We start from the raw sequence: 23,948 nt of genomic DNA, 5'->3' as shown, positions 1-23,948 counted from the left end.
GAGTTGCTGAATCCGGCTCGTTCGACGGCCTATCATCCGTTCTTTCAGGTGTCGTTTGCGATGCAGAACACTGCTTTTCCCGAGGTCGAGTTCCCTGGTTTGGTGTGGGAGGTGGTGCCGGCGCCGACGGGGACGTCGCGTTTCGATTTGTCGTTCAGTCTCACCCCCGACGGGGAGCAGGGTCTGGCGGGGGTGGTCGAGTACGCGAGTGACCTGTTCGACCGGGCCACGGTGGAGTCCGTCGCGGCCCGGTATGTGCGGTTGCTCGGGTGCATTGTCGAGGATCCGCAGGGGCGGATCGAGGGGTACGAGATCCTCGAGCCCGACGAACGCACACGTGTGCTGGACCGTGGGAATGCCACGCGCACAACGATACCGAACTCGACGATTCCCGGACTGTTCGAAGCCCGGGTGGCTGCGTCTCCGGAAACGGTGGCGGTCACGTTCGGTGACCGGAACTTGACCTATCGGGAGCTGAGCAGTCGAGCGAATCGGCTTGCACACCGCCTGATCGGCGCGGGTGTCGGACCCGAATCGCTGGTAGCGGTCGCACTGGAGCGCTCACCCGAGTTGATCATCGCGCTACTGGCTACTCTCCGGGCTGGGGGCGCATATCTCTCGATCGACCCGAACTATCCGGATGCACGCACCCGGACCATTCTCGCCGACGCCGCTCCGCTCATGATTCTCACGGACACCACGACCGAAAGCATGTTGCCCGACAACGGCATCCCCCGACTGCTTCTCGACGCCATCTCCGAAGAGGGCGGGCATTCGGAGGAGGAAAACCCCGATGACAGCGACCGCGCAACACCGCCGTCACCGGACAACACCGCGTACGTGATGTACACGTCGGGGTCCACGGGCGTTCCGAAGGGTGTCGCCGTGACCCATCGCAGTGTGGTGTCGCTGTTCGCCGGTACGGCAGGGTGGGCGGGTTTCGATGCCGGGGACGTGTGGGGGTGGTGTCATTCGGTGGCGTTCGACTTCTCGGTGTGGGAGTTGTGGGGTGCGTTGGTGCACGGGGCCCGGGTTGTGGTGATGCCGTGGGACGTGGTGCGTTCGCCGGTCGCCTTGTGGGAGGCCGTGATTCGGGAGCGGGTGACGGTTCTCGGCCAGACGCCGTCGGCGTTCTACGCGTTCGCCGAGGTCGAGCGTGACGATCCCGCGGTGGGGGCGGAATCGGTGCTGCGGTTGGTGGTGTTCGGCGGGGAGGTGCTGGATCCGGCCGGGTTGCGGGGATGGTATCGGGGCGAGCGCTCCAATCCTCCGGTCCTGGTCAACGGGTACGGGCCGACCGAGACGACGGTCTTCGCGACAACCTTCGTGCTACCCGAGGGTGAACTCGCCGGCCGGGTGAGTGTGCCGATCGGGGCGCCCGTGGGCAATACGCGGGTGTTCGTGCTGGGTGCGGGTTTGGTTCCGGTTCCGGTGGGTGTGGTGGGGGAGCTGTATATCGCCGGGGCCCAGTTGGCCCGCGGCTATCTGGGTCGGCCGGGGTTGACGGCGGAGCGGTTCGTCGCGTGCCCGTTCGGACCGGTGGGTGCACGAATGTATCGATCCGGGGACCTCGTGCGCTGGACCGCCGGCGGCATGCTCGAGTTCTGCGGCAGGTCGGACGAGCAGGTCAAGATTCGTGGATTCCGGGTCGAACCCGCGGAGATCGAGGCAGTTCTCCTGGAACATCCGGCCGTGACACAGGCGGTGGTGGTGGCCCGGGACACTACCACCGGAACCGAATTGGGCGCTTACGTGGTGTCTGACAGGGCTGGCAACGGCACAGGTGTCGAGGTTCGTCGTTTCGTGGCCGGGATGCTGCCGGACTACATGGTTCCGGCGGCGGTGGTGGTGGTGGACCGGTTGCCGGTGACGGTGAACGGGAAACTGGATCGGAAAGCGTTGCCGGCCCTGGAGTTCACCGGTGCGGCGTTCCGGGCACCGCGCTCACCGGTGGAGAAGACGCTGGCGGCGCTCTACGCCGAGGTTCTCGGAGTTTCCCGGGTGGGGATCGATGACAGCTTCTTCGACCTGGGCGGGCATTCGTTGTCGGCGACGCGGCTGGTGAGCCGGATTCGGTCGGTGGCGGGGGTGGAGGTCCCCATCCGGGTGATCTTCGAGTCGCCGACGATCGCCGAACTGGTACCCCGCCTGGGGGAGGAAATCGAACCCGGCCTGCTCGATCCGTTCGCGGTCATCTTGCCGATCCGAAGCGAAGGATCCGGACCGCCGCTGTGGTGTGTCCACCCGGGCGGCGGACTGAGCTGGTGCTACATGGGCCTTCGTGCCCACCTCCCCGACCAGCCCATATATGGTCTGCAAGCACGGGGCTTCGATGGAGTGACGCCGCTACCGAAGTCGATCGAGGCGATGGCCGCCGACTATCTCGAGCAGATCCTCACGGTTCAGGACGACGGTCCGTTCCTACTGCTGGGATGGTCGTTCGGCGGCCTGGTCGCCCACGCGATCGCCACCGCACTGGAACGCCAGGGGCGCGAAGTTGCCCTCCTCGCGATGATGGACAGCGTCCCCGGTGCCGGGGGTCCCCTCACCGCCGAGTCGGCGCCTTCGGATGAGAACATTCATCACGCGATCCGGGCATGGGCGCAGAGCCGGTACGGCGAGGTCGTCGATTCGCCCGATACCGCGCCCATCTGGGATGCCGCACGTGCGATCTATCGGAACGACCTACGGCTGTCTGCCGATCACGTACCGCAGATGTATCACGGTGACCTAGTGTTTCTCCGTCCGACATCGACGGATGACGGATCGACCTCGGGCGAGTCCTCGTCCGATGGGTGGCGCCCCTTCGTCACCGGTGACATCCGGGCTCACGACGTCCACAGCACGCATGCCGATATGGACCAGCCCCGTCCCGTCGCCGAGATCGCGCAGATCATCGAGCACGAACTGGCCACACCGGGTCGGCACACACGACAGTCGGACGGCTGATGGCCGGACGCGGTGTCCGGCCCGGAGTCACACCGGCTGGGAACGCCTGCGCAGCCGGGTGTTGAGCACACCGAGCGCCGCGATGACGAGGAACAGGACGCACGTCGAGATCAGCTGGGTGCGGGCGTCGGTGTCGAACAGCATCAGCACGACGAATCCACCGAGCATCGCGAGCGTGAGGTAGCTGAGCCACGGGAAGAGCCACATCCGCACGGTGAGCTTGCCCTCGCGTTCGAGCTGCGGGCGCAACTTCAGGTGCGAGACGACGATGAAGATCCAGATGACCAGGAGGGCCGAACCGACGGCGTTCAGGAGAAGCCCGAGGAGGTCGTCGGGGAGCCACCAGTTGAGCAGCACGCTGACGAAACCGAAGAACACCGACAGCAGCACCGCGTTCAACGGGACACCCGTATTCGAGATCCGGTCCATGAATGCGGGACCGTCGCCGCGACGGGACAGCGAGTACGCCATCCGCGACGTGCCGTAGATGTTGGCGTTGAACGCCGACAGCAACGCGACCACGACCACCAGTTCCATGAACCCGGCCACGTACGGAATGTGCGCCTGGTTGAGCACCGCCACGAACGGTCCGCTCTTCAGGTCCGACGAATCCCAGGGGAGAACCAGGACCATGATGGAGATGGAGCCCAGGTAGAAGACGCTGATGCGCCAGACGACGCTGCGCACCGCCACCGCGATCGAGCGTTCGGGGTCCTCCGACTCGGCGGCCGCGATGGTCACGATCTCGATGCCGCCGAACGCGAATGCCACCACCAGCAGTCCCGCGGCGACCCCGGCGAAGCCTTCGGGCATGAATCCGCCGTGGCCGAAGAGGTTGGTGGTGCCGACCGGTTCCGTGTCCGGAAGCAGGCCGAACACGAGCAGCACGCCGATCACCAGGAATCCGATGATGACGGTGACCTTGATGGCGGCGAACCAGAACTCGAACTCGCCGAAGTTGCTGACCTTCGCGAGGTTGACCGCCGCGAAGAAGATCACGAACACGAGCGCGACGACCCACTGCGGCACCCCGGGCAGCCAGCCGCTCACGATGCCGGAGGCGCCGGTGATCTCGGCGCCGAGCACCATGATCAGCATGAACCAGTAGAGCCACCCCATCACGAACCCGGCCCAGTCGCCGATCCCGATCCGCGCATAGTGCGAGAAGGAGCCGCTGGCGGGGATCGCTGCCCCCATCTCGCCGAGCATGCGCATCACGAAGACCACGATGATGCCGGCGAGAAGGTACGAGACGAGGACGGCGGGACCGGCCGTCGCGATGCCGACACCGGTCCCGAGGAACAGTCCGGCACCGATCGCGGACCCGAGGCCCATCATCGTGAGATGACGGACCTTCAGGCCCCGGCCGAGGGTGCTGGTCGAATCGGTCATGGTGCCGGGTGTCCGCGTGCCGCTCACAGTGTCAGTCGTTTGCGTGCAGAGCCGCGTTCAGTTCCACGCCGGTGCCCTTCCACGGCACGACCTCGACGGCGCCGGAGACGGAGTTGCGGCGGAAGAGCAGATTGGACTGGCCATTGAGGTCCTTGGCCTTCACGACGGTGCCGTCCGGGCCGGTGACCTTGGTGCCCGCGGTCACGTACAGGCCGGCCTCGAGCACGCAGTCGTCGCCGAGCGAGATACCGAGACCCGCGTTGGCGCCGAGCAGGCAGCGCTTGCCGACGGAGATGGTCTCCTTGCCGCCACCGGACAGGGTGCCCATGATCGACGCGCCGCCGCCCACATCGGATCCGTCGTCGACGACGACGCCCGCGGAGATCCGGCCTTCGACCATGGAGTTGCCGAGCGTGCCGGCATTGAAATTGACGAAGCCCTCGTGCATCACGGTGGTGCCGCTCGCGAGGTGGGCGCCGAGGCGCACACGGTCGGCGTCGGCGATCCGGACGCCGGACGGGACGACGTAGTCGACCATCCGCGGAAACTTGTCGACACCGAACACGGTGACCACGCCGCGGATCCGCAGACGCGAGCGCACCTTCTCGAAGCCCTCGACCGCGCAGGGGCCGAAGTTGGTCCACACCACATTGGACAGCAAGCCGAACAGGCCGTCGAGGTTGACGCCGTGGGGCGTCACGAGGCGGTGGGAGAGGAGGTGAAGGCGCAGGTACGCGTCGTGGGCGTCGGCCGGCGGCGCCGACAGGTCGGCGATGGTGGTGCGCACCACGACCTGGTCGACCTCGCGTGCCTCGTCGGGTCCGGCGAGAAGCGCCAGGTCGGAGGGGATGTCGCCACCCTCGATCCGCTGGGTGCCCGCCTCGGCGAAGTTCCCGAGCTCGGGCGCCGGAAACCAGGTGTCGAGAACGGTGCCGCCGACGGTCACGTTGGCGATGCCTACTGCTGATGCTCCCTGTGTGCTCACGGCACTAAAGGTTACTGCCTCATTACTCGCACATTCCCAGCCGGTCGTTATCGGCGCGTGATCGATTCGAAACCGAGCGGGTTCGGCCGCGATGGGAGACGATGCACGGGCTGTCTGCGAACCCTGTCGGGAAGGTTGTGAGAATGCGCGTTCCACAGTTCGGTCGTTCGTTGCGAAGCACGCTGCGGGTGGCCGCAGCGGGTGCACTCCTCGCCGGGGCGGTCTCGGTCGCGGCCCCGTCGATCGCGGTCGCCGCGCCGACCTGTCCGGGCGCGGGTCAGGCGCCCGTTCGGGTGGGCAGTATTCCGGGTGCTGCGCTCGAGGGCGCGACGGTCGACGACGCCGGCCGCCTCTACACCACCGACCTCGTCAGCGGTCGCGTCTTCCGGCTCGACGCCCCCGGCGCGGCGGCCGTGCCCGTCGCGACGGTGCCGAGCGGCGGTGCGGGCGCACTCGCGTGGGCGACGGACGGATCACTGCTCGTCGGGTACGGCGCGGACGCCCGGGTGCTGCTCGGCGACTTCCTCCGCCCGGGCGCGATCGCGAAGCTGAACACCGCGACGAACGTGCTCACGCCGTTCGCCTCGGGGCTGAGCGCGGCGAACGGGCTCGATGTGGCGGCCGACGGAATCGCCTACGCCACCAACGACTTCGGCACCCAGATCGGCCGGGTGTTCCCGGACGGCCGGGTCGAACCGAACTGGGCGACGCTGCCCAGCGCGAACGGTGCGGTGCTTGGTGCCGACGACCGGTACCTGTACGTGTCGCGGACATTCGTGAATCCCGGGGTGAGCCGGATCCCGCTGGCGAACCCGGGCGCGCCGGAGAGCATCCTCGACCTGTCCGGTGGCGACGTCCTCGCCGCACCCGACGGCCTGACCCTCGACTCGAAGGGCCGCCCGGTCGTGCCCGCCAACGCCCGCGGCGAGATCTGGCGGATCGACGCGCCCGGACGGTACTGCGTCCTCGGGTCGGGCCTGCCGACCTCCAGCGTCGTCACGTACGGAAAGGGTGCGACCGGCTTCTCGGCCGGGCGCCTGTACCGGGTCGGCTTCGACGGGGCGATCTACGAGATTCCCGGGGGCTTCGACGCCTGAGCACCCGTGACGGGGCGTCCGCCTAGGGTGGACGGGTGAGCACACTCGACCTTCACGCCGACCCCATCGACCTCACCGCCGCCCTGGTGGACATTCCGAGCGTCTCGCACGACGAATCGGCGATCGCCGCCGCCGTCGAGTCGGCGCTGCGGGAACAGACCGCCGGGTTCGAAATCATCCGCAACGGCAACGCGGTGCTCGCCCGCACCGATCGGGGGCTGCCGAGCCGGGTGATGCTCGCCGGCCACCTCGACACCGTGCCGATCGCCGACAACGTGCCGTCGCGGCGTGAGGGCGAACTGCTGCACGGCTGCGGAACAGTCGACATGAAGTCGGGGGACGCGGTGTTCCTGCATCTCGCCGCCACCGTGGAGAACCTCGCGCACGACCTGACCCTGGTGTTCTACGACTGCGAGGAGATCGCGGCCGTCCACAACGGGCTCGGCCGGATCGAGCGCGAGATCCCCGAGTGGCTGCGCGCGGACGTCGCGATTCTCGGCGAGCCGACGGGCGGGCTCATCGAGGCGGGTTGCCAGGGCACGTTGCGGGTGACGCTCACCACCCGCGGTACCCGCGCGCATTCCGCGAGGTCGTGGCTCGGTGACAACGCGATCCACCGGTTCGCCCCGGTCCTGCAGCGGCTGTCGGGCTACACGCCGCGGTCGGTGGACATCGACGGCTGCGTCTACCGGGAGGGGATGTCCGCCGTGCGGATCGCGGGCGGAGTCGCGGGCAACGTCGTCCCGGACGCCGCGGAGATGGATGTGAACTTCCGCTTCGCCCCCGACCGCAGCGCCGAGCAGGCCATCGACCACGTGCGGGAGGTCTTCGACGGTCTCGAGCTGGGTTTCGAGGTCACGGACCTCTCGCCGGGCGCCCTGCCCGGTTTGAGCGACCCGGCGGCCGCGGCCCTCATCGAGGCGGCGGGCGGCGAGTTCCGCGCCAAGTACGGGTGGACGGACGTGTCCCGGTTCTCCGCGCTCGGCATCCCGGCCGTCAACTACGGTCCCGGCGACCCGAACCTCGCCCACAAGCGGGACGAGCACGTGCCCGTGCAGCAGATCACCGACGTCACGGCGGTGCTGCGCGCCTACCTGACCGCGTCGTGACTGCCCGGTGCCCCCGCCGGGCCAACCGTTAGCCTGGGGCGCATGGCACCCGAGAAGAACAATTACGGACGGAAGTCCTCGTCCGTGAAGCACCGGGGTCCGGTGCAGTTGAGGCGCGCCCGCAAGGACGAGACCACCACCGACGAGCAGTTGCTCGACGAGCGGGGGCGGACCGACTGGGTGCACACCGACCCGTGGCGGGTCCTGCGGATCCAGAGCGAGTTCGTCGAAGGGTTCGGTGCCCTTGCTGAGGTGCCGCGTGCGGTCACCGTGTTCGGGTCCGCCCGCACCGAGCCCGGTCACTCCGAGTACGAGGCGGGACGGGCGCTGGGTGCACGCCTGGCCGAGGCCGGATACGCCGTCATCACCGGCGGGGGTCCCGGTGTCATGGAGGCCGCCAACCGCGGTGCCAGCGAATCGGGTGGATACTCCATCGGCCTCGGCATCGAGTTGCCGTTCGAGCAGGGCCTCAACGAGTGGGTCGACCTCGGCATCAACTTCCGGTACTTCTTCGCCCGCAAGACGATGTTCGTGAAGTACTCGCAGGCGTTCATCTGCCTGCCCGGCGGCTTCGGGACGCTCGACGAGCTGTTCGAGGCGCTGACCCTGGTGCAGACACGCAAGGTCACCCGGTTCCCGATCATCCTGTTCGGCACCGAGTTCTGGTCCGGGCTCGTGGACTGGATCCGCGGGACCCTCGAACGCAGCGGCAAGATCTCGGAGGGCGACGTCAACCTGCTGCACGTCACGGACAGCGTGGAGGAAGCGGTGCAGATCGTCGTCAAATCCCAGCAGGGTGTCGACGAGGCTGCCCTGCTCGGAACGGAGGACCAGTGGTGATGCCGGAAAGCGTTCCAGTGCAGCCGTTCTCGGTATGCGTCTACTGCGCCTCCGGGCCGGTGGGCGACCACTTCCTGGAACTCGCCGCCCAGGTGGGCGCCGAAATCGGTAAGCGCGGTTGGCAACTCGTGTCCGGCGGTGGCAACGTCTCGATGATGGGAGCGGTGGCCGAGGCCGCCCGGGCCGCCGGTGCGACGACCGTCGGCGTGATCCCGAAAGCGCTGGTGCACCGGGAAGTCGCCGACGTCGACGCCGACGAGCTGGTGGTCACGGACACGATGCGTCAGCGCAAGCAGGTCATGGAGGACCGGGCCGACGCGTTCGTCACGCTGCCCGGCGGCATCGGCACGCTCGAGGAGCTGTTCGAAACCTGGACCGCGGGTTATCTCGGCATGCACGAGAAGCCCGTCGTGCTGCTCGATCCCCACGGTCACTACACGGGGCTGCTGGACTGGCTCGACGGGCTGCGTGGGGGCGGGTTCGTCGCGCAGCGCGCTCTCGATCGGCTGCTCGTCCGGTCGGACGTGGGGGCAGCGCTGGACGCCTGTGTCTCCTGAGGCCGGTCGTCCGTCCGCGTCGTGGCGCGCGTTCTTACCGTGCAGTAAGGTGACCTGACTCATACTGCACGCCCGAGGGGATGTCATGCGTTCTGAAGCTCGTTCGACGATCAGCCTGGTCGACCTCGCCTGGCGGCTGCCGGCCATGATCCCGGAGCTGCCGATCATGGCGAGAGGGGTTCTCGGGCTGATCCGGACCCCCGACGCCAAGGAATCGATCGGGCTCGTCTTCCAGCGCGCCGCCGCGGCGCACCCGCGCCGCACCTTCCTGCGGTTCGAGGGCAACTCGTTGAGCTACCGGAACGCGAACATCCGGGTCAACCGGTACGCCCACGTCCTCGCCGACCGCGGAGTGTCCCGCGGGGACGTCGTCGGGATCCTGGGCAAGAACTCGCCCGAGACGCTGCTCATCGCGCTCGCCGCCGTCAAACTCGGCGCCGCCGCCGGGATGCTCAACCACAACCAGCGCGGAGACGTCCTCGCGCACAGCATCTCGCTGCTCGAGAGCCGGGTGCTGGTGGTATCCGAATCCTGCGGCGAGGCCGTGGACTCGCTAGAGAAACCGCCCGCGGCGGAGTCGGTCATGTGCTACGACGACCTCGACCGCCTCGCGGAGAGCGCCGCCGACGACAACCCCGAGGTGTGCGAGCAGATCCAGGCCAAGGAGAAGGCCTTCTACATCTTCACCTCGGGCACCACGGGACTGCCCAAGGCGAGCCTGATGAGCCACTTCCGCTGGCTCAAGAGCATGTCCGGGCTCGGCAACATGGGAGTCCGGCTCCGCGGCAGCGACGTCCTCTACTGCTGCCTTCCGCTGTACCACAACAACGCGCTGACGGTCTCGCTGTCGTCGGTCCTGGCGTCGGGTGCCACACTCGCCCTCGGAAAGCAGTTCTCGGTATCGAAGTTCTGGGCCGACGTCGCACTGAACCGGGCCACCGCGTTCACCTACATCGGCGAGCTGTGCCGCTACCTGCTGAACCAGCCCGAGCAGCCTGGCGACCGCGACAACGACATCCGGCTGATGGTCGGAAACGGTCTCCGCCCGGAAATCTGGGACGAGTTCACCACCCGGTTCGGGATCTCCCGGGTCGCCGAGTTCTACGGCGCGAGCGAGTGCAACATCGCCTTCGTCAACGCCCTCAACGTCGACAAGACCGCGGGCATCTGCCCACTTCCGCACGCCGTCGTCGAGTACGACGAGGACAGCGGATCGCCCCGGCGGCACTCCGACGGCAAACTGCGGAAGGTCCGCACCGGCGAGGTGGGGTTGCTGCTGTCGAAGGTCACGGACCGGGCCCCGTTCGACGGGTACACCGACGAGGAGGCGACCGACAAGAAGCTCGTCCGCGACGGATTCGACGACGGCGACTGCTGGTTCGACACCGGCGACCTCGTGCGCCGTCAGGGGTGGTCGCACGTCGCGTTCGTCGACCGACTCGGCGACACGTTCCGCTGGAAGGGCGAGAACGTCGCGACCACCGAGGTCGAGGGCGCGCTCCTCGCGCACCCCGCGGTCGAGCACGCCGTCGTCTACGGTGTCGAGATCCCCGGAACCGACGGTCGCGCGGGGATGGCCGCGGTCACCCTGCACGAGAACGAGAAGTTCGACGGCCCGGACGTGGCGGAGCTGCTGTTCTCCCGGCTGCCGTCGTACGCGGTGCCGCTGTTCGTCCGCGTCGTCGACTCGCTGGAGCAGACGTCGACGTTCAAGAGTCGCAAGGTGGAACTCCGCAAGGAGGGCTACGACGTCGAGGACACCGGGACGTTGCACGTCCTGGCCGGGCGCAGCGACGGTTACAAGCCCTCGTACGACGGATACGTCGACGAGGTCGCGAAGGGTGCGCTGCCGCGCTCGTGAGTACTTCTTAACGTCGGGCGGTTGACAAGTACTCACGAGCGCCGAAGGCGCAGCGAAACCTGCGTGCCAATATTGACACCATGGCCGAGAGACAGTTACCGCCCGAGCCCGACCGCCCGTCGCCCACGCTGTGCGGGCGGCCCGTAGCGGTCGATCGTGCACTCGTGATGGCCATCGTGAACCGGACACCCGATTCGTTCTACGACCGCGGTGCCACCTTCACCGACGCCGCGGCGATGTCGGCGGTCGAGCGGGCCGTGGACGAGGGCGCCGACCTCGTCGACATCGGCGGCGTGAAGGCCGGGCCGGGTGACGTCGTCGACTCGGCGGAGGAGACCCGGCGGGTGGTGCCGTTCGTGGCCGCGATCCGCGAGCGCTACCCGGAATTGCTCATCAGCGTCGACACCTGGCGCAGCGACGTGGCCCGGCTGGCCGTCGCCGAGGGCGCCGATCTCATCAACGACACGTGGGCCGGTGCCGACCCGGCACTGGTCGAAGTGGCCGCGGAGACGGGCGCCGGCATCGTCTGTTCCCACACCGGGGGAGCGGTCCCGCGGACCCGGCCGTTCCGCGTCCGCTACCCCGACGTCGTCGCCGACGTCCTCGGCGAAGTGGTGTCGGCCGCCGAGAACGCGGCCCGCCTGGGGGTGCCCGCCGATTCGATCCTCATCGATCCGACCCACGATTTCGGGAAAAACACCTATCACGGGCTCGAGTTGTTGCGGCGAGTGGAAGATCTTGTAAATACGGGATGGCCGGTGCTCATGGCGCTGAGCAACAAGGACTTCGTCGGGGAGACTCTAGGTGTAGATCTCGTCGAGCGGTTGGAGGGAACATTGGCAGCGACAGCTATGGCCGCCGCAGGAGGCGCCCGCGTCTTCCGTGTCCACGAAGTTGCCCCCACGCGTCGAGTGGTGGACATGGTGGCCGCGATTCAGGGCCGACGCGCCCCGTCCCGCACCGTGCGGGGGCTGGCATGAGTGCCGTGGGGGCCCGGGCGGCCCGCACGATGGTGGCGGAGGAGCGGCCCCCGCGTTCCTGGGCCGAGGCGAACAGCTGGGACCAGCCGTCGTGGAGCATCGCCGAACTCGAACGGGCCAAGGCGGGGCGCACCGTGTCGGTGGTCCTGCCCGCACTCAACGAGGAGGAGACCGTCGCCGCGGTGGTCGACACCATCCACCCGCTGCTCGGCGGGCTGGTGGACGAGCTGATCGTGCTCGATTCCGGCTCGACGGACCTGACGGCGGAGCGGGCACGGGCCGCGGGTGCCACCGTGATCAGCCGGGAGGAGGCGGTTCCGGCGTTCCCTCCCGTGGCGGGCAAGGGCGAGGTGCTGTGGCGGTCGGTCGCCGCGAGCACCGGCGATCTCATCGCGTTCGTCGACTCGGATCTGATCAACCCGGATCCGGCGTTCGTCCCGAAGTTGCTCGGACCGCTGCTGACTACGGACGGCATCCATCTGGTGAAGGGCTATTACCGGCGTCCGCTCCGCGTCAGCGGGACGGAGGACGCCAACGGCGGCGGCCGGGTGACGGAACTCGTGGCCCGGCCGATGCTGGCCTCGCTGCGTCCGGAACTGACGTGCGTGCTGCAGCCGCTGGGCGGTGAGTACGCGGGCACCCGGGAGTTGCTGTCGGCGGTACCGTTCGCTCCCGGCTACGGCGTCGAGATCGGGCTGCTGCTCGACACCTACGACCGGCTCGGCCTCGGTGCGATCGGCCAGGTCAATCTCGGGGTGCGCAAGCACCGCAACCGCCCGCTGTCCGAACTCGGGGTGATGAGCAGGCAGATCATCGGCACGATGATGCGCCGCTGCGGAGTGCCCGACTCCGGGGCGGGGCTGACCCAGTTCCTGGTGGACGGCGACTCGTTCGTTCCGACCACGACGGACGTCGCGCTGGCCGATCGTCCGCCGATGAACACGGTATGCCCCTGACCGCGCACACCTGAGGGAGGATGCTGTCGGACGTCCGTGACAGGATCGGAGCATGGTGACAGCCCTGCTCTATCTGCTCGTCATGGCGTTCGTCGGCGCGATGCTGTTCCTCGCCGCCAGTGCGGTGTTCGGCCGTTCCGAGGAGCTCGCGCCACTGCCGCCCGGCACCACACTCACCGCCCTCCCCGCCGAGGGCGTGACGGGCGCCGACGTGGAAGCGTTGCGGTTCCAGCAGACGCTGCGGGGATACAAGGCCAGCGAGGTCGACTGGGCGCTGGCCCGGCTGGGACGTGAAATCGATTCGCTGCGTGAACAGTTGGCGGCAGTCGAATCCGCGTCCGAAGATCCGGGTGACGCCCGGTGAGCGCCGAGGACCGGGTGCGGTGTGCGTGGGCAGTCGACACGGACGGGTCCCGGCTGTACCGCGACTACCACGACCACGAGTGGGGTCGCCCACTGCACGGCCGCGACGAACTGTACGAACGGCTGTGCCTCGAAGCGTTCCAGTCGGGACTGTCGTGGATCACGATTCTTCGCAAGCGGGAGGCCTTCCGGGAGGCGTTCGCCGGGTTCGACCCGGAGGCGGTCGCGCGGTACACGGAACGGGACGTCGAGCGTCTGCTGGGGGACGCGTCGATCGTGCGGAACCGGGCCAAGATCGAGGCGTCGGTGAGCAACGCGCGGGCTCTCCTGGAGTTGTCGGACACGGACCTCGACACGCTGCTGTGGTCGTTCGCCCCGCCGCCGCGCCCGAGCCGTCCCGCCACCGTGAACGACGTGCCCGCGGTCACACCCGAGTCCACCGCGATGGCGAAGGAATTGAAGCGCCGGGGTTTCAAGTTTGTGGGGCCTACCACCGCGTACGCGCTCATGCAAGCCACCGGGATGGTAGACGATCACGTCGCCGCCTGCTGGGTGCCGATCACCGCCTGAACTGCCGGTGGACCTGCCTATTTGTGACTCAGGTTCCCGGTACTCGTGTCCATAGGGAAGAATGGATGACACAAGCCTCGCCGAGTGTTGGCGGGGTGCCAAAATTTGTCGAGGCGCAAGCAGGCAGCGCAGATCTGGAGGGAGCAGAGGATGGCGGCCATGAAGCCCCGGACCGGGGACGGTCCCCTCGAAGCAACCAAAGAGGGACGAGGAATCGTCATGCGGGTTCCGCTCGAGGGTGGTGGACGTCTGGTTGTCGAGCTCACCCCGGAGGAAGCTGCGGCACTCGGTGAAGAGCTCAAGGGCGTCACCAGTTAGTCGAGTGCGGACAGACCCTCACAGGGCAGGCCCCGTCGCCGTTCTCGGTGCGGGGCCTGCGTCATGTCCGGGACGGGGAGGCGAACGTTCGTGCTGGCCGATGTGATCGACCTGCTGGCGTGCCCGCAATGCCGGGCGAGCGTCGAACTCGACGAGGGTGTGGTCCTCTGCGATGCAGGGCACTCGTTCGATGTGGCGCGCCAGGGCTATGTGAGCCTGATGACCGGGGCCGGTGGCAAGTTCGACGGCGACAGTCCCGACATGATCGCCGCGCGAGCGGAGTTCCTCACAGGCGGCAGCTTCGACCCGCTGATGGATGCGGTCGCCGACGCGGTGGTGGCCGGCACCGACCCCGGCGCCGACTCGCGAATCCTCGAGATCGGCGCGGGGACAGGCCACTACCTGGCGCGCGTACTCGACGCCGTCCCGTCCGGGCGGGGAATCGGGCTCGACGTGTCCAAGTACGCGGCGCGGCGGATCGCCCGGGCACACCCGCGCGCCGGAGCGGTGGTTGCCGACGTGTGGCAACACCTTCCGGTGCGCGACCACGCCCTCGATCATGTCCTGTGTGTGTTCGCGCCCCGCAACGCCGACGAGGCGCACCGGGTGCTGGCCGAGCGCGGCTCCCTCGTGGTCCTCACGCCGACGGAGCGGCACCTGGGGGAACTGGTGGACCTGCTCGGCATGGTCCGGGTCGACGACCGCAAGGTCGAGCGGCTCGGCGCGGCGATGTCCGGGCGGTTCGAGCGCACCGACCACGTCGCCGTGGAGTACCCGATGTCGTTGTCGCACCTCGACGTCACCCGGCTCGTCGGGATGGGGCCGTCGGCGCGCCACCTCACTCCGGACCGGCTCGCGTCGTCGATCGCGGCCCTCCCGCAGGAGTATCCGGTGACGGCGTCGGTGACGGTGTCGACCTACACCCGGCTCTGAATTTCTCGTTCAGCGCCGCGACAGCGCGTCCTGGTACACGTCGAGCGTCTGTTGTGCGATGGCGGCCCAGGAGAACTCGGCGATCGCGCGTGCCCGCCCGGCCTTTCCCATGGCTGCGGCGGTGCCCACGTCGGAGGTGATCGCGTTGACCGCCTCCGCGAGCGCGTGTTCGAATGCCTCCGGCTCGTACGAGTTGTAGTGCACCAGACGGCCGGTGATCCCGTCGTCCACCACCTCCGGGATACCGCCGACGTCGGACGCCACGACGGCGGTCTCGCAGGCCATCGCCTCGAGGTTCACGATGCCCAGCGGTTCGTACACGGACGGGCACACGAAGACGGTTGCGGCCGAGAGGATCTCCCGCACCTGGTCGGTGGGCAGCATTTCCCGCACCCAGAACACGTTGCCGCGGTGGGCCGCGAGGGCGGCGACGGCCTGTTCGGTCTCGGCGGCGATCTCAGGTGTGTCGGGTGCGCCGGCGCACAGCACCAGCTGGATGTCGGGCGCGAACTGATGTGCGGCCGCGATGAGATGCCCGACGCCCTTCTGCCGGGTGATCCGGCCGACGAACGCCACCATCGGCTTGCCGGGGTCGACGCCGATCTTCGCCAGCGCGGACTGTCCGGGGCCTGCCGGTCCCGCATGCCAGACGGAGGTGTCGATCCCGTTGCGCACCACGTGGACCCGGTGCGGGTCGACGAACGGATACGCGTCGAGGACGTCGAGGCGCATTCCGGCGCTGACGGCGATCACCGCGTCGGCGTGTTCCACCGCGTTGCGCTCGGACCAGGACGAGATGCGGTAGCCGCCGCCCAGCTGCTCCGCCTTCCACGGCCGCCGCGGCTCGAGGGAGTGCGCGGTGAGGATGTGGGGCACGTCGTACAACGCGGAGGCCAGATGGCCCGCGAGGCCGGTGTACCAGGTATGGGAGTGCACCACGTCGACGCCGGTTGCGGCGTCGGCCATGCGCAATTCGGCGGACAGCGTCGCGAGCGCCGGATTGGCCCCTGCCAGCGCGGGGTCGGGAGTGTGCACGACCGCTCCGACGCGCGGAGCACCCATACAGTGCACGTCCACCTCACAGAGCTGCTTCAACTGAGCAACCAGTTCGGTGACGTGTACACCCGCACCGCCGTAGATCTCCGGTGGGTATTCCTTGGTCATCATCGCCACCCGCACCGGCCTAACCTAGCCGTCCGGGCCGCTTCGGGCCACCGCTCTCGGACACATTCAGGTATCGGAGAAACAGTGACTCGGCGCTTCGCTGGCGGGGGGAGTGGCTGCCGGATAGGTTGACAGGGTGAGGAGCCAGCCACATGTGCTTGGAATCGTGCTCGCCGGCGGCGAGGGCAAACGTCTCTATCCGCTCACCGCGGATCGGGCGAAGCCCGCTGTGCCTTTCGGAGGCGCCTACCGGTTGATCGATTTCGTGCTCAGCAATTTGGTCAATGCGGGATACCTCCGCCTGTGTGTGCTGACGCAGTACAAGTCGCACTCGTTGGACCGCCACATCTCTCAGACGTGGCGACTGTCCGGGTTCGCGGGGGAATACATCACTCCCGTTCCCGCGCAGCAACGTCTGGGCCCGCGCTGGTACACCGGTAGTGCGGACGCGATCCTGCAGTCGCTGAACCTCGTGTACGACGAGGACCCCGAGTACATCGTGGTGTTCGGCGCCGACCACGTGTACCGGATGGACCCGGAGCAGATGGTGCAGCATCACATCGAATCGGGCGCCGGAGTGACGGTGGCCGGGATCCGGGTGCCGCGCAGCGAGGCGTTCGCGTTCGGCTGTATCGACAGCGACGAGTCCGGGCGCATCGTGCAGTTCCTCGAGAAGCCGGCGCATCCGCCGGGAACCCCGGACGACCCCAACATGACGTTCGCGTCGATGGGTAACTACGTGTTCACCACCAAGGTGCTCGTCGACGCCATCCGGGCCGACTCGGAGAATTCCGACTCCGACCACGACATGGGCGGCGACATCATCCCCGCGCTCGTCGAGGCGGGCGAAGCGTCCGTGTACGACTTCAAGGACAACATCGTCCCCGGCGCCACCGACCGCGACCGGGGTTATTGGCGCGACGTCGGGACGCTCGACGCGTTCTACGACGCGCACATGGACCTCGTGTCGGTCCACCCGATCTTCAACCTCTACAACCGCCGCTGGCCGATCCGCGGGGAGACGGAGAACCTGGCACCCGCCAAGTTCGTGCAGGGCGGACTCGCGCAGGAGTCGGTGGTCGGCGCCGGGTGCATCCTGTCGGCGGCCACGGTCCGCAACTCCGTCCTCAGTTCCAACGTCATGGTCGACAGCGGTGCCACCGTGGAGGGCAGCGTTCTCATGCCGGGGGTGCGGATCGGCAAGGGCGCCGTCGTGCGCCGCGCGATCCTCGACAAGAACGTGGTCGTCGGCGACGGTGAGATCATCGGCGTCGACCTCGAACGCGACAAGCAGCGCTTCGCCGTCAGCAACGGGGGAGTCGTCGCCATCGGCAAGGGCGTGTGGATCTAGCTCACAGCTTGGACGCGCAGAGCAGCCCGTCGCCGATCGGCAGGAACACGCGGATCAGCTGGTCGTTCTCGGCGAGCGCCTTCGCCGCCTCGCGGACGGCGACGGTCGCGGCGTCACGCTGGCTCGGATCGACGACGCGACCCCCGTGCAGGGCGTTGTGCAGCACGATGGCGCCGCCCGGACGCAGTAGCCGGACCCCCTCGCGGACGTAGTGGGGGTGGTCGACCGGTGCGCTGTCGACGAACACCAGGTCGTAGGCCCCGTCGGCGAGGCGCGGCAGGACGTCGAGTGCCCGGCCGTTGATCAGCCGCGTCCGGGCGGGCGCGATCTCGTTGGCCCGGAACGACAGTTTGGCGGCCCGCTGGTGCTCGGGTTCGCTGTCGATGGTGGTGAGGACGCCGTCCTCGCGCATCCCCCGGAGCAGCCACAGGCTGCTCACCCCGGCGCCGGTTCCGACCTCGACGACCGTCTTGGCGTCCAGCATGCGGGCAAACAGGGCGAGGGCAGCACCGACCGCAGGAGGTACCGGCGCGGCACCGAGGTCGTCCGCCCGCTCCCTGGCCGCACCGAGGGCCTCGTCTTCCCGGACAGCCCCTTCTGCGTGGGTGAGTATCCGTTCGGCGTTTGTCTGCACGCACATGAGGCTATCGGGGTCTCGTCATCGCCGCTGCAAGGCGCGCTCGACACAATCCCGCGACACGCCCGGCCGCGATTCTCAGGATTAGCTCAGCTTGCTCACACCCCGCACATATCGCGGTGGGAAAGAGTATGACCAACGCCAGATCCGAAGACCGCCCGGCGGGGAGATCACGACGACGGAGGAAAATCCGGTGGCCCGGGAACAAATCCCGGATCCCGGGAGTTGACGCCTATACCACGTCCAGTGATCTGCGGTCCTGAGTAGGAGGATCCACTTAACTCGATGAGCAACCACGCGATGGCTCCAGACGAGAAGAACACCGATGAGCAGCTGTCGGACGCCGAGCTGACCGGCACCGCTGTGTTCGACGCCACAGGCGAGAAGTCGGCCATGCCGTCCTGGGACGAACTCGTCCGCGAGCACGGCGACCGGGTCTACCGGCTGGCCTACCGGCTGTCGGGCGACGCGCAGGACGCCGAGGACCTCACCCAGGACACGTTCATCCGGGTCTTCCGTTCGCTGTCCGACTACCAGCCCGGCACGTTCGAGGGCTGGTTGCACCGCATCACCACCAACCTCTTCCTCGACATGGTTCGCCGTCGTAACCGCATCCGCATGGAAGCGCTGCCGGAGGACTACGATCGTGTCCCGGCCGACGGGCCGAACCCCGAGGAGATCTACCACGACGCCCGCCTGGACGCGGATCTGCAGGCAGCGCTCGACTCACTCGCCCCGGAGTTCCGTGCCGCGGTCGTGCTGTGTGACATCGAAGGACTGTCCTACGAGGAGATCGGTGCCACACTGGGTGTGAAGCTCGGAACCGTGCGCAGCCGTATCCACCGCGGCAGGCAGGCTCTGCGTGATCATCTGGCTGTGAACGGAAAGGTTGACTCCGATCAGATCGGCGTCGGGTAGTTACCAGGAGGGACGAATGACGCAGGGGCGTGTACCTCGCCAGTTTGGCTCCACCGAACACTTGGCGAGTGAGGCGATCGCCGCCTACGTCGACGGTGAACTCCGCATGTCCGCTTATCTGCGCGCCGCCCATCACCTGACGATCTGCGCCGAGTGCGCGTTCGAGGTGGACTCCCAGCAGCAGGCACGGCGTGCCCTGCGCCGCAGCGGCGACGTCGCGATGCCCTCGGGGCTTCTCGGTCTGCTGAGCCAGATTCCCAGCTGCAACCAGGGCGATCCCGCCGACAAGCCCCCGTTCGGCGCCCACCCCGCGGATTCGCCGGCCACGAGCGAGTTCTCGATCACCAGCCGGATCTGGTCCCGGCGCCGGCGCCGTTGAGCGCATCCGGACCGATGACGGCGGTGTTCGCGCCCGCCGGCCCATCGGTGATACTGGGGCTGTGACGGACGCATACGAGGGGGACACGACAGCGTGACGGCGGATTACAAGACTCCGGGTCCCGGTACGACGGCACCCGACGGTCCCGCGTCGGAGGAGTCGAGCACGCTTCGCCCGGCCGATGCGCCGCGGCTCGATCCGCGGCCCGTGTACCGGCCGAAGATCGATGCTGCGTCCAGTCGCGCGTTCGGCAGACCGGGCGGCGTCACCGGTTCCTTCGCCCCGTCGGATGCCCGGCGTGAGAGCGAATTCCGCACGGCCGGGGCACCGGACCCGGTGCTCGCGGAGGCGTTCGGCCGTCCCGAGGGCGAGACGGACACCATCCAGCGAGATCCCCACGAGAAGCCCGCGACGCCCGTGGATGCGGCCCCGCCCGCCGACCCCTGGCGCGATCCCGAGGCGGGCGTCGAGCTGGGCTCCCCGGCGCTGCACGCCGAAGAACGCACCCGTCCGCCCGCACCTGCACTCAGTGCCCGCGAGGTCCTGTTCGGCGGCAAGGTGGCCCCGAGGGCACTCGTCACGCTGGGCGGACTCGCACTCGCGATCGGTCTGGTCGGCGGGCTCCTCGCCGCCGTGATCACCGCCGACCGCAGTTCGCTCACCAGCCAGAGCGTCACCCTCGTCCAGGGTGGCGGCGACGAAGACCTCGGACAGTCGCCCGTCGCGCAGGTCGCCGATGCCGTCCTCCCCGCCGTCGTGTCCATTCAGGTGGCGGTCGGCGACCAGGGCAGCACCGGTTCGGGTGTCGTCATCGACGGCGCCGGCTACATCGTCACCAACAATCACGTCATCTCCGCCGCGGCCACCGCTCCCGACGGTGGCAAGATCCAAGTGATCTTCTCCGACGGCACCAAGGCCGAGGCGCAGATCGTCGGCCGCGACATCAAGACCGACCTGGCCGTCCTCAAAGTGTCCGCCGACAACCTGACGGTCGCGGAACTCGGCAGGTCCGGGGACGTGCAGGTGGGTGAGGACGTCGTTGCCGTCGGCTCCCCGCTCGGCCTCAGCAAGACCGTCACCCGCGGAATCGTCAGCGCCCTGCACCGCCCGATGCGGTTGTCCGGGGAAGGCTCCGACACGAATGCCGTCATCGATGCCGTCCAGACGGACGCCGCCATCAACCACGGCAACTCGGGCGGCGCGCTCGTCGATGACACGGGCCGGGTGATCGGCATCAACACCGCCATGCTCAGTGAGTCGGGTGGTTCGGTCGGCCTCGGATTCGCGATCCCGATCGACGACGTCACGACGGTCGCGCAGACGCTCATCCGGGACGGGCAGATGCATCACCCGGACATCGGCGTCAATGCCCGCACCGTGGTCAACGACAACACCAGCGGCGCGCAGGTGGCCAACGTCCGCTCGGACAGCCCGGCCGCGCGGGCGGGTGTGGTCGAGAACGATGTGATCGTGAAGGTCGGCGACCGCACGGTCACCAGCGCCGACGAACTCGTCGTCGCCGTCAACCTGCAGAAGATCGGCGAACCTGTCCGGGTTCAGCTGATCCGCGAGGGTCGACTGGTCGATGTCGACGTGACCCCGGCCTCCGACTGACTCGAGAGGTTGCTGTGAGATCGCTTCGCCACCTGGGCACCGACCCGCACCGCACAGTAGGCTGACCACGTGTTCGGCAACATTGGTTGGGGCGAGTTCATGGTCCTCCTCGTCGCGGCTCTGGTCATCTTGGGACCCGAGCGGCTGCCAGGTGCGGTCAGCTGGGTGACGAAATCTCTGCGGCAGGTCCGTGAGTATGCGAGCGGCGCGAGCCAGCAGCTCAAGGACGAGCTCGGTCCGGAGTTCGAGGATCTCCGCAAGCCGCTGTCCGACCTCAATCAGCTGCGCGGCATGACTCCACGCGCCGTCATCACCAAGCATCTGCTCGACGGTGACGATTCGATTTTCACCGGCAACTTCGACAAGCCGAATTCTGTGTCGTTCGAGAAACCGGGAACGAAAGCGGTGAGCGCCGACCCGTCGACGCCCACTGCACCGCAGAACAAGCCCCTGGCGGCCGGCGAGCGTCCCCCGATCGACCTCGACGCGACATAGGCGCTTCGCGCCCGTGCGCCCTTCTGGTTGCTCCAGCAACCGAAAAGGCGCACGAGCGCGGAGCGCCTAGAGGTGGCGGGTGGTGTCGATTCCCAGCGACATTCCCGCGAGTCCACGCTTGCGCACGGCCAGCTTGTCCGCGATGTCGCGGAGCGCCGACGCGGCCGGTGAGTCCGGGTGGCCGAGGACGATGGGAACTCCGCCGTCGCCGCCCTCACGGACCGCCTGCTCGAGTGGGATCTGGCCCAGCAGCGGCACCTTCGCGCCCACGGCCTTGGTGAGACGGTCGGCGACGGCCTGGCCGCCGCCGGAACCGAAGATGTCCATCCGGCTGCCGTCCGGCATATCCATCCAGGACATGTTCTCGACGACACCGACGATGCGCTGACGGGTCTGCAGTGCGATGGCGCCGGCGCGCTCGGCGACCTCGGCCGCGGCCTGCTGCGGCGTGGTGACGACGAGGATCTCCGCGCCGGGGATCAGCTGAGCGACGGAGATGGCCACGTCACCGGTGCCGGGCGGCAGGTCGAGGAGCAGAACGTCCAGATCGCCCCAGAAGACGTCGGCGAGGAACTGCTGCAGCGCGCGGTGCAGCATCGGACCGCGCCACACCACCGGGGTGTTGCCCTGGGTGAACTGGGCGATGGAGATCATCTTCACGTCGTGTGCGACGGGCGGCATGATCATGCGTTCCACCTGCGTGGGCTTGGCGTCGGTGCCGAGCATGCGGGGAACGGAATGGCCGTAGATGTCGGCGTCGAGAACGCCCACCGACAGTCCGCGTGCCGCCAGTGCGGCGGCCAGATTGACGGTGACGCTGGATTTGCCCACGCCGCCCTTACCGGACGCGACAGCGTAGACGCGGGTGAGGGAGCCGGGCTGGGCGAATGGAATGACCGGTTCGGCCGAGTCGCCGCGCAGCGACTTACGGAGTTCGGTGCGCTGCTCGTCGCTCATCACGTCCAGTTCGACCCGGATCGCGCCGACGCCGGGGACGTCCGCGACGGCTTTGGTGACGCGGTCGCTGATCTCGGTCCGCATCGGGCAGCCGGCGGTGGTCAGGTAGATCGTGATGTCGACGCTGTCGTCGGCTGCGATGTCGACGCTCTTGACCATCCCGAGTTCGGTGATCGGTTTCCGGATCTCGGGATCCTGGACGCGCGCCAGGGCGCTACGTACAGCGGACTCACTCAGGACTGACATGACTCAATCGTAAGGATGTGCGCTCAGTGGATGCGCGGCAGGTCCGCGGCGGCCGGGATGATGCCGCTGGAGTAGCCCGCCGACCACGCGAGCACGTTGGCCACGTAGGCGGCGGAGTTGTTGTAGCGGTGCACCGCCTTGGCGGCCTGAATCGGGTCGCGAACGTCCAATCCGCCGTCGCACAGGTACTTTCCGGTGGTCAGCGCGGAGTCGAAGAGGTTCTGCGGGTCGGCGACGCCGTCGCCGTTTCCGTCGCCCGCGTAGTGGTTCCAGGTCTCGGGCAGGAACTGGGTGGGTCCGACGGCGCGGTCGTAGTTGGGGTCGCCGTCCAGCTTGCCGCCGTCGGTGTCGCGGATCACATTGTTGCCGCCGAGTGACCCGTCGAGGACGGGGCCGAGGACGGGCTCGAGCATGTTGCCCTTGTCGTCGGCCTTGCCGTCGTAGGCGTGGGTGGATTCGACGCGGCCGATTCCGGCGATGAGCGTCCAGTACATGTGGCAGTTCGGCTGTTCGACCGCGAGCATGCGCTCGGCGTTCTGGTAGGCCGAGACGTTGATCGCCGGGATGCCGAGTGCGCCCTGGGCGATGCTCGTCGGGAGGGGAGGGGTGGCCTGGACGGGCGCGAGTGCCGGCGGAGCGGCGGCCTCCTGCGCTGCGGGCGCAGCTTCCGCTGCAGTCTCGGCTACGGGAGTGATCGACTCCGCGGCCTCGGGAACGGCGGCGGGCGCCTGCTCGGCGACGTCGGCGACCTCGGACGAGGAGCTCGTGGAGAGGAAGGGCACCTTGGGTGTCGCGCCGGCTGTGTTGGCTGCGGTGATCAGTCCGATGGGGACCAGCCCGGTAAGCGCGATGACCGAATTGCGGCGGATATGAGAGTCCGTCTTCTTGTTGTGCCGACCCACTCGATTGCCTCCTGCGACCCCCGTCTCGGGGTGTTCCGTTCAACTGACCGGATCGAGGCTACCTGATTCGATACATTTCCGTTATCCAACCGTGATCAAACGAACTTGCATCGGGGGCTTCCGTTACTCGAAAGGCACGTACGCGAGGGTAACGAACACGGCAAGGTCACGCCAGCAACCGAGAGTTGCCGAGTGTCGAGGACGTCGGCCTGCCGGACCGACCGAGCTACCCGCAACACGCCGCCGCGGGGCCCGCGGGCCCCACCGGGGCGGCGGGGCCCGGCGGGGGGAGAACCGGGGCCCCCCCCCCGCCCCGGCCCCCCCCCCGGGGGCGCCGGGCGCCCCCCCCCCCCGGGGGGCGGCCGCCCCCCCCCC

23 protein-coding genes are annotated in these 23,948 nt (G+C 68.3%); 17 read left to right on the top strand and 6 right to left on the bottom strand.

Going from position 1 to position 23,948, the window contains the following annotated elements:
* The first annotated feature begins 3 nt into the window (after positions 1–3).
* On the top strand, positions 4–2,949 hold the full coding sequence (locus ACFTWF_RS10725) for an amino acid adenylation domain-containing protein (RefSeq protein ID WP_378461177.1): 2,946 nt from the start codon (positions 4–6) through the stop codon (positions 2,947–2,949).
* A gap of 27 nt (positions 2,950–2,976) precedes the next feature.
* Here ACFTWF_RS10725 and ACFTWF_RS10720 read toward each other — a convergent pair whose 3' ends face one another.
* Positions 2,977–4,341, bottom strand: coding sequence for an amino acid permease (locus tag ACFTWF_RS10720; RefSeq protein WP_378461167.1), 1,365 nt, complete (start codon positions 4,339–4,341; stop codon positions 2,977–2,979).
* Positions 4,342–4,372: 31 nt separating this feature from the next.
* Positions 4,373–5,326 carry a 2,3,4,5-tetrahydropyridine-2,6-dicarboxylate N-succinyltransferase gene (gene dapD, locus ACFTWF_RS10715; protein ID WP_185728727.1) on the bottom strand — a complete coding sequence of 318 codons (954 nt, stop codon included), beginning with the start codon at positions 5,324–5,326 and terminating at the stop codon, positions 4,373–4,375.
* A 143-nt stretch (positions 5,327–5,469) separates the two neighbouring features.
* Here dapD and ACFTWF_RS10710 point away from each other — a divergent pair, with 143 nt between their 5' ends.
* From ACFTWF_RS10710 to ACFTWF_RS10660, 11 genes are all read left to right on the top strand, one after another.
* Positions 5,470–6,423 (top strand): SMP-30/gluconolactonase/LRE family protein, encoded by a 954-nt coding sequence (locus ACFTWF_RS10710; protein WP_378461166.1) that lies wholly within the window; start codon positions 5,470–5,472, stop codon positions 6,421–6,423.
* A gap of 35 nt (positions 6,424–6,458) precedes the next feature.
* Positions 6,459–7,532 (top strand): succinyl-diaminopimelate desuccinylase, encoded by a 1,074-nt coding sequence (gene dapE, locus ACFTWF_RS10705; RefSeq protein WP_378461165.1) that lies wholly within the window; start codon positions 6,459–6,461, stop codon positions 7,530–7,532.
* A 42-nt stretch (positions 7,533–7,574) separates the two neighbouring features.
* On the top strand, positions 7,575–8,372 hold the full coding sequence (locus ACFTWF_RS10700; RefSeq protein ID WP_378461164.1) for a TIGR00730 family Rossman fold protein: 798 nt from the start codon (positions 7,575–7,577) through the stop codon (positions 8,370–8,372).
* Entirely contained in the window at positions 8,372–8,929 is a 558-nt protein-coding gene (locus tag ACFTWF_RS10695; RefSeq protein WP_378461163.1) for a TIGR00730 family Rossman fold protein, read from the top strand. Before ACFTWF_RS10700 ends, ACFTWF_RS10695 begins: the two co-directional genes overlap by 1 nt.
* A gap of 85 nt (positions 8,930–9,014) precedes the next feature.
* Positions 9,015–10,790 (top strand): long-chain-acyl-CoA synthetase, encoded by a 1,776-nt coding sequence (locus ACFTWF_RS10690; RefSeq protein ID WP_378461162.1) that lies wholly within the window; start codon positions 9,015–9,017, stop codon positions 10,788–10,790.
* An 80-nt stretch (positions 10,791–10,870) separates the two neighbouring features.
* The gene (gene folP, locus ACFTWF_RS10685; RefSeq protein WP_378461161.1) at positions 10,871–11,770 is read left to right on the top strand and encodes a dihydropteroate synthase; all 900 of its coding nucleotides are present in this window, start codon (positions 10,871–10,873) and stop codon (positions 11,768–11,770) included.
* Positions 11,767–12,726 (top strand): glucosyl-3-phosphoglycerate synthase, encoded by a 960-nt coding sequence (locus ACFTWF_RS10680; protein WP_378461160.1) that lies wholly within the window; start codon positions 11,767–11,769, stop codon positions 12,724–12,726. The genes folP and ACFTWF_RS10680 overlap by 4 nt, the downstream gene beginning before the upstream one ends.
* 52 nt (positions 12,727–12,778) lie before the next feature.
* Positions 12,779–13,090, top strand: coding sequence for a DivIVA domain-containing protein (locus ACFTWF_RS10675; RefSeq protein WP_378461159.1), 312 nt, complete (start codon positions 12,779–12,781; stop codon positions 13,088–13,090).
* Positions 13,087–13,659, top strand: a complete 573-nt coding sequence (locus ACFTWF_RS10670; RefSeq protein WP_378461158.1) for a DNA-3-methyladenine glycosylase I — start codon at positions 13,087–13,089, stop codon at positions 13,657–13,659. The genes ACFTWF_RS10675 and ACFTWF_RS10670 overlap by 4 nt, the downstream gene beginning before the upstream one ends.
* A 150-nt stretch (positions 13,660–13,809) precedes the next feature.
* The gene (locus ACFTWF_RS10665) at positions 13,810–13,977 is read left to right on the top strand and encodes a DUF3117 domain-containing protein (protein ID WP_003936084.1); all 168 of its coding nucleotides are present in this window, start codon (positions 13,810–13,812) and stop codon (positions 13,975–13,977) included.
* Between the two features lie 90 nt (positions 13,978–14,067).
* The gene (locus ACFTWF_RS10660) at positions 14,068–14,910 is read left to right on the top strand and encodes a putative RNA methyltransferase (RefSeq protein WP_378461157.1); all 843 of its coding nucleotides are present in this window, start codon (positions 14,068–14,070) and stop codon (positions 14,908–14,910) included.
* Positions 14,911–14,919: 9 nt separating this feature from the next.
* Here ACFTWF_RS10660 and glgA read toward each other — a convergent pair whose 3' ends face one another.
* Positions 14,920–16,089, bottom strand: coding sequence for a glycogen synthase (gene glgA, locus ACFTWF_RS10655; RefSeq protein ID WP_378461156.1), 1,170 nt, complete (start codon positions 16,087–16,089; stop codon positions 14,920–14,922).
* A gap of 121 nt (positions 16,090–16,210) precedes the next feature.
* Here glgA and glgC point away from each other — a divergent pair, with 121 nt between their 5' ends.
* Positions 16,211–17,425: a glucose-1-phosphate adenylyltransferase gene (glgC, locus tag ACFTWF_RS10650; RefSeq protein WP_005239253.1), complete on the top strand. Its 1,215-nt coding sequence runs from the start codon at positions 16,211–16,213 to the stop codon at positions 17,423–17,425.
* A 1-nt stretch (position 17,426) separates the two neighbouring features.
* Here the strand turns inward: glgC and ACFTWF_RS10645 are convergent, their stop codons facing one another.
* Positions 17,427–18,065: an O-methyltransferase gene (locus tag ACFTWF_RS10645; protein WP_378461155.1), complete on the bottom strand. Its 639-nt coding sequence runs from the start codon at positions 18,063–18,065 to the stop codon at positions 17,427–17,429.
* Between the two features lie 282 nt (positions 18,066–18,347).
* On the opposite strand from ACFTWF_RS10645, the gene sigE reads away from it, so the two are divergent.
* From sigE to tatB, 4 genes are all read left to right on the top strand, one after another.
* The gene (sigE, locus tag ACFTWF_RS10640) at positions 18,348–18,980 is read left to right on the top strand and encodes an RNA polymerase sigma factor SigE (protein ID WP_378461154.1); all 633 of its coding nucleotides are present in this window, start codon (positions 18,348–18,350) and stop codon (positions 18,978–18,980) included.
* A 16-nt stretch (positions 18,981–18,996) separates the two neighbouring features.
* Positions 18,997–19,359 (top strand): RNA polymerase subunit sigma-70, encoded by a 363-nt coding sequence (locus ACFTWF_RS10635; protein ID WP_378461153.1) that lies wholly within the window; start codon positions 18,997–18,999, stop codon positions 19,357–19,359.
* A gap of 93 nt (positions 19,360–19,452) precedes the next feature.
* On the top strand, positions 19,453–20,973 hold the full coding sequence (locus tag ACFTWF_RS10630) for a trypsin-like peptidase domain-containing protein (RefSeq protein WP_378461152.1): 1,521 nt from the start codon (positions 19,453–19,455) through the stop codon (positions 20,971–20,973).
* Positions 20,974–21,042: 69 nt separating this feature from the next.
* Complete coding sequence (gene tatB, locus ACFTWF_RS10625; RefSeq protein ID WP_378461151.1) at positions 21,043–21,468, top strand: Sec-independent protein translocase protein TatB; 426 nt, start codon at positions 21,043–21,045, stop codon at positions 21,466–21,468.
* Between the two features lie 66 nt (positions 21,469–21,534).
* Here the strand turns inward: tatB and ACFTWF_RS10620 are convergent, their stop codons facing one another.
* Both ACFTWF_RS10620 and ACFTWF_RS10615 read right to left on the bottom strand, forming a co-directional pair.
* Positions 21,535–22,671: an Mrp/NBP35 family ATP-binding protein gene (locus ACFTWF_RS10620; protein ID WP_378461150.1), complete on the bottom strand. Its 1,137-nt coding sequence runs from the start codon at positions 22,669–22,671 to the stop codon at positions 21,535–21,537.
* A 23-nt stretch (positions 22,672–22,694) separates the two neighbouring features.
* A complete protein-coding gene (locus ACFTWF_RS10615; RefSeq protein ID WP_378461149.1) occupies positions 22,695–23,573 on the bottom strand; it encodes a lytic transglycosylase domain-containing protein in 879 nt (292 codons plus the stop codon).
* Between the last annotated feature and the right edge of the window lie 375 nt (positions 23,574–23,948).

Source organism: Rhodococcus sp. NPDC056960 (genome assembly GCF_042674125.1).
GTDB lineage: Bacteria > Actinomycetota > Actinomycetes > Mycobacteriales > Mycobacteriaceae > Rhodococcus_F.
The sequence above is the reverse complement of the archived record's forward strand: the minus strand, read 5'-3'. Positions and strand labels throughout refer to the sequence as shown.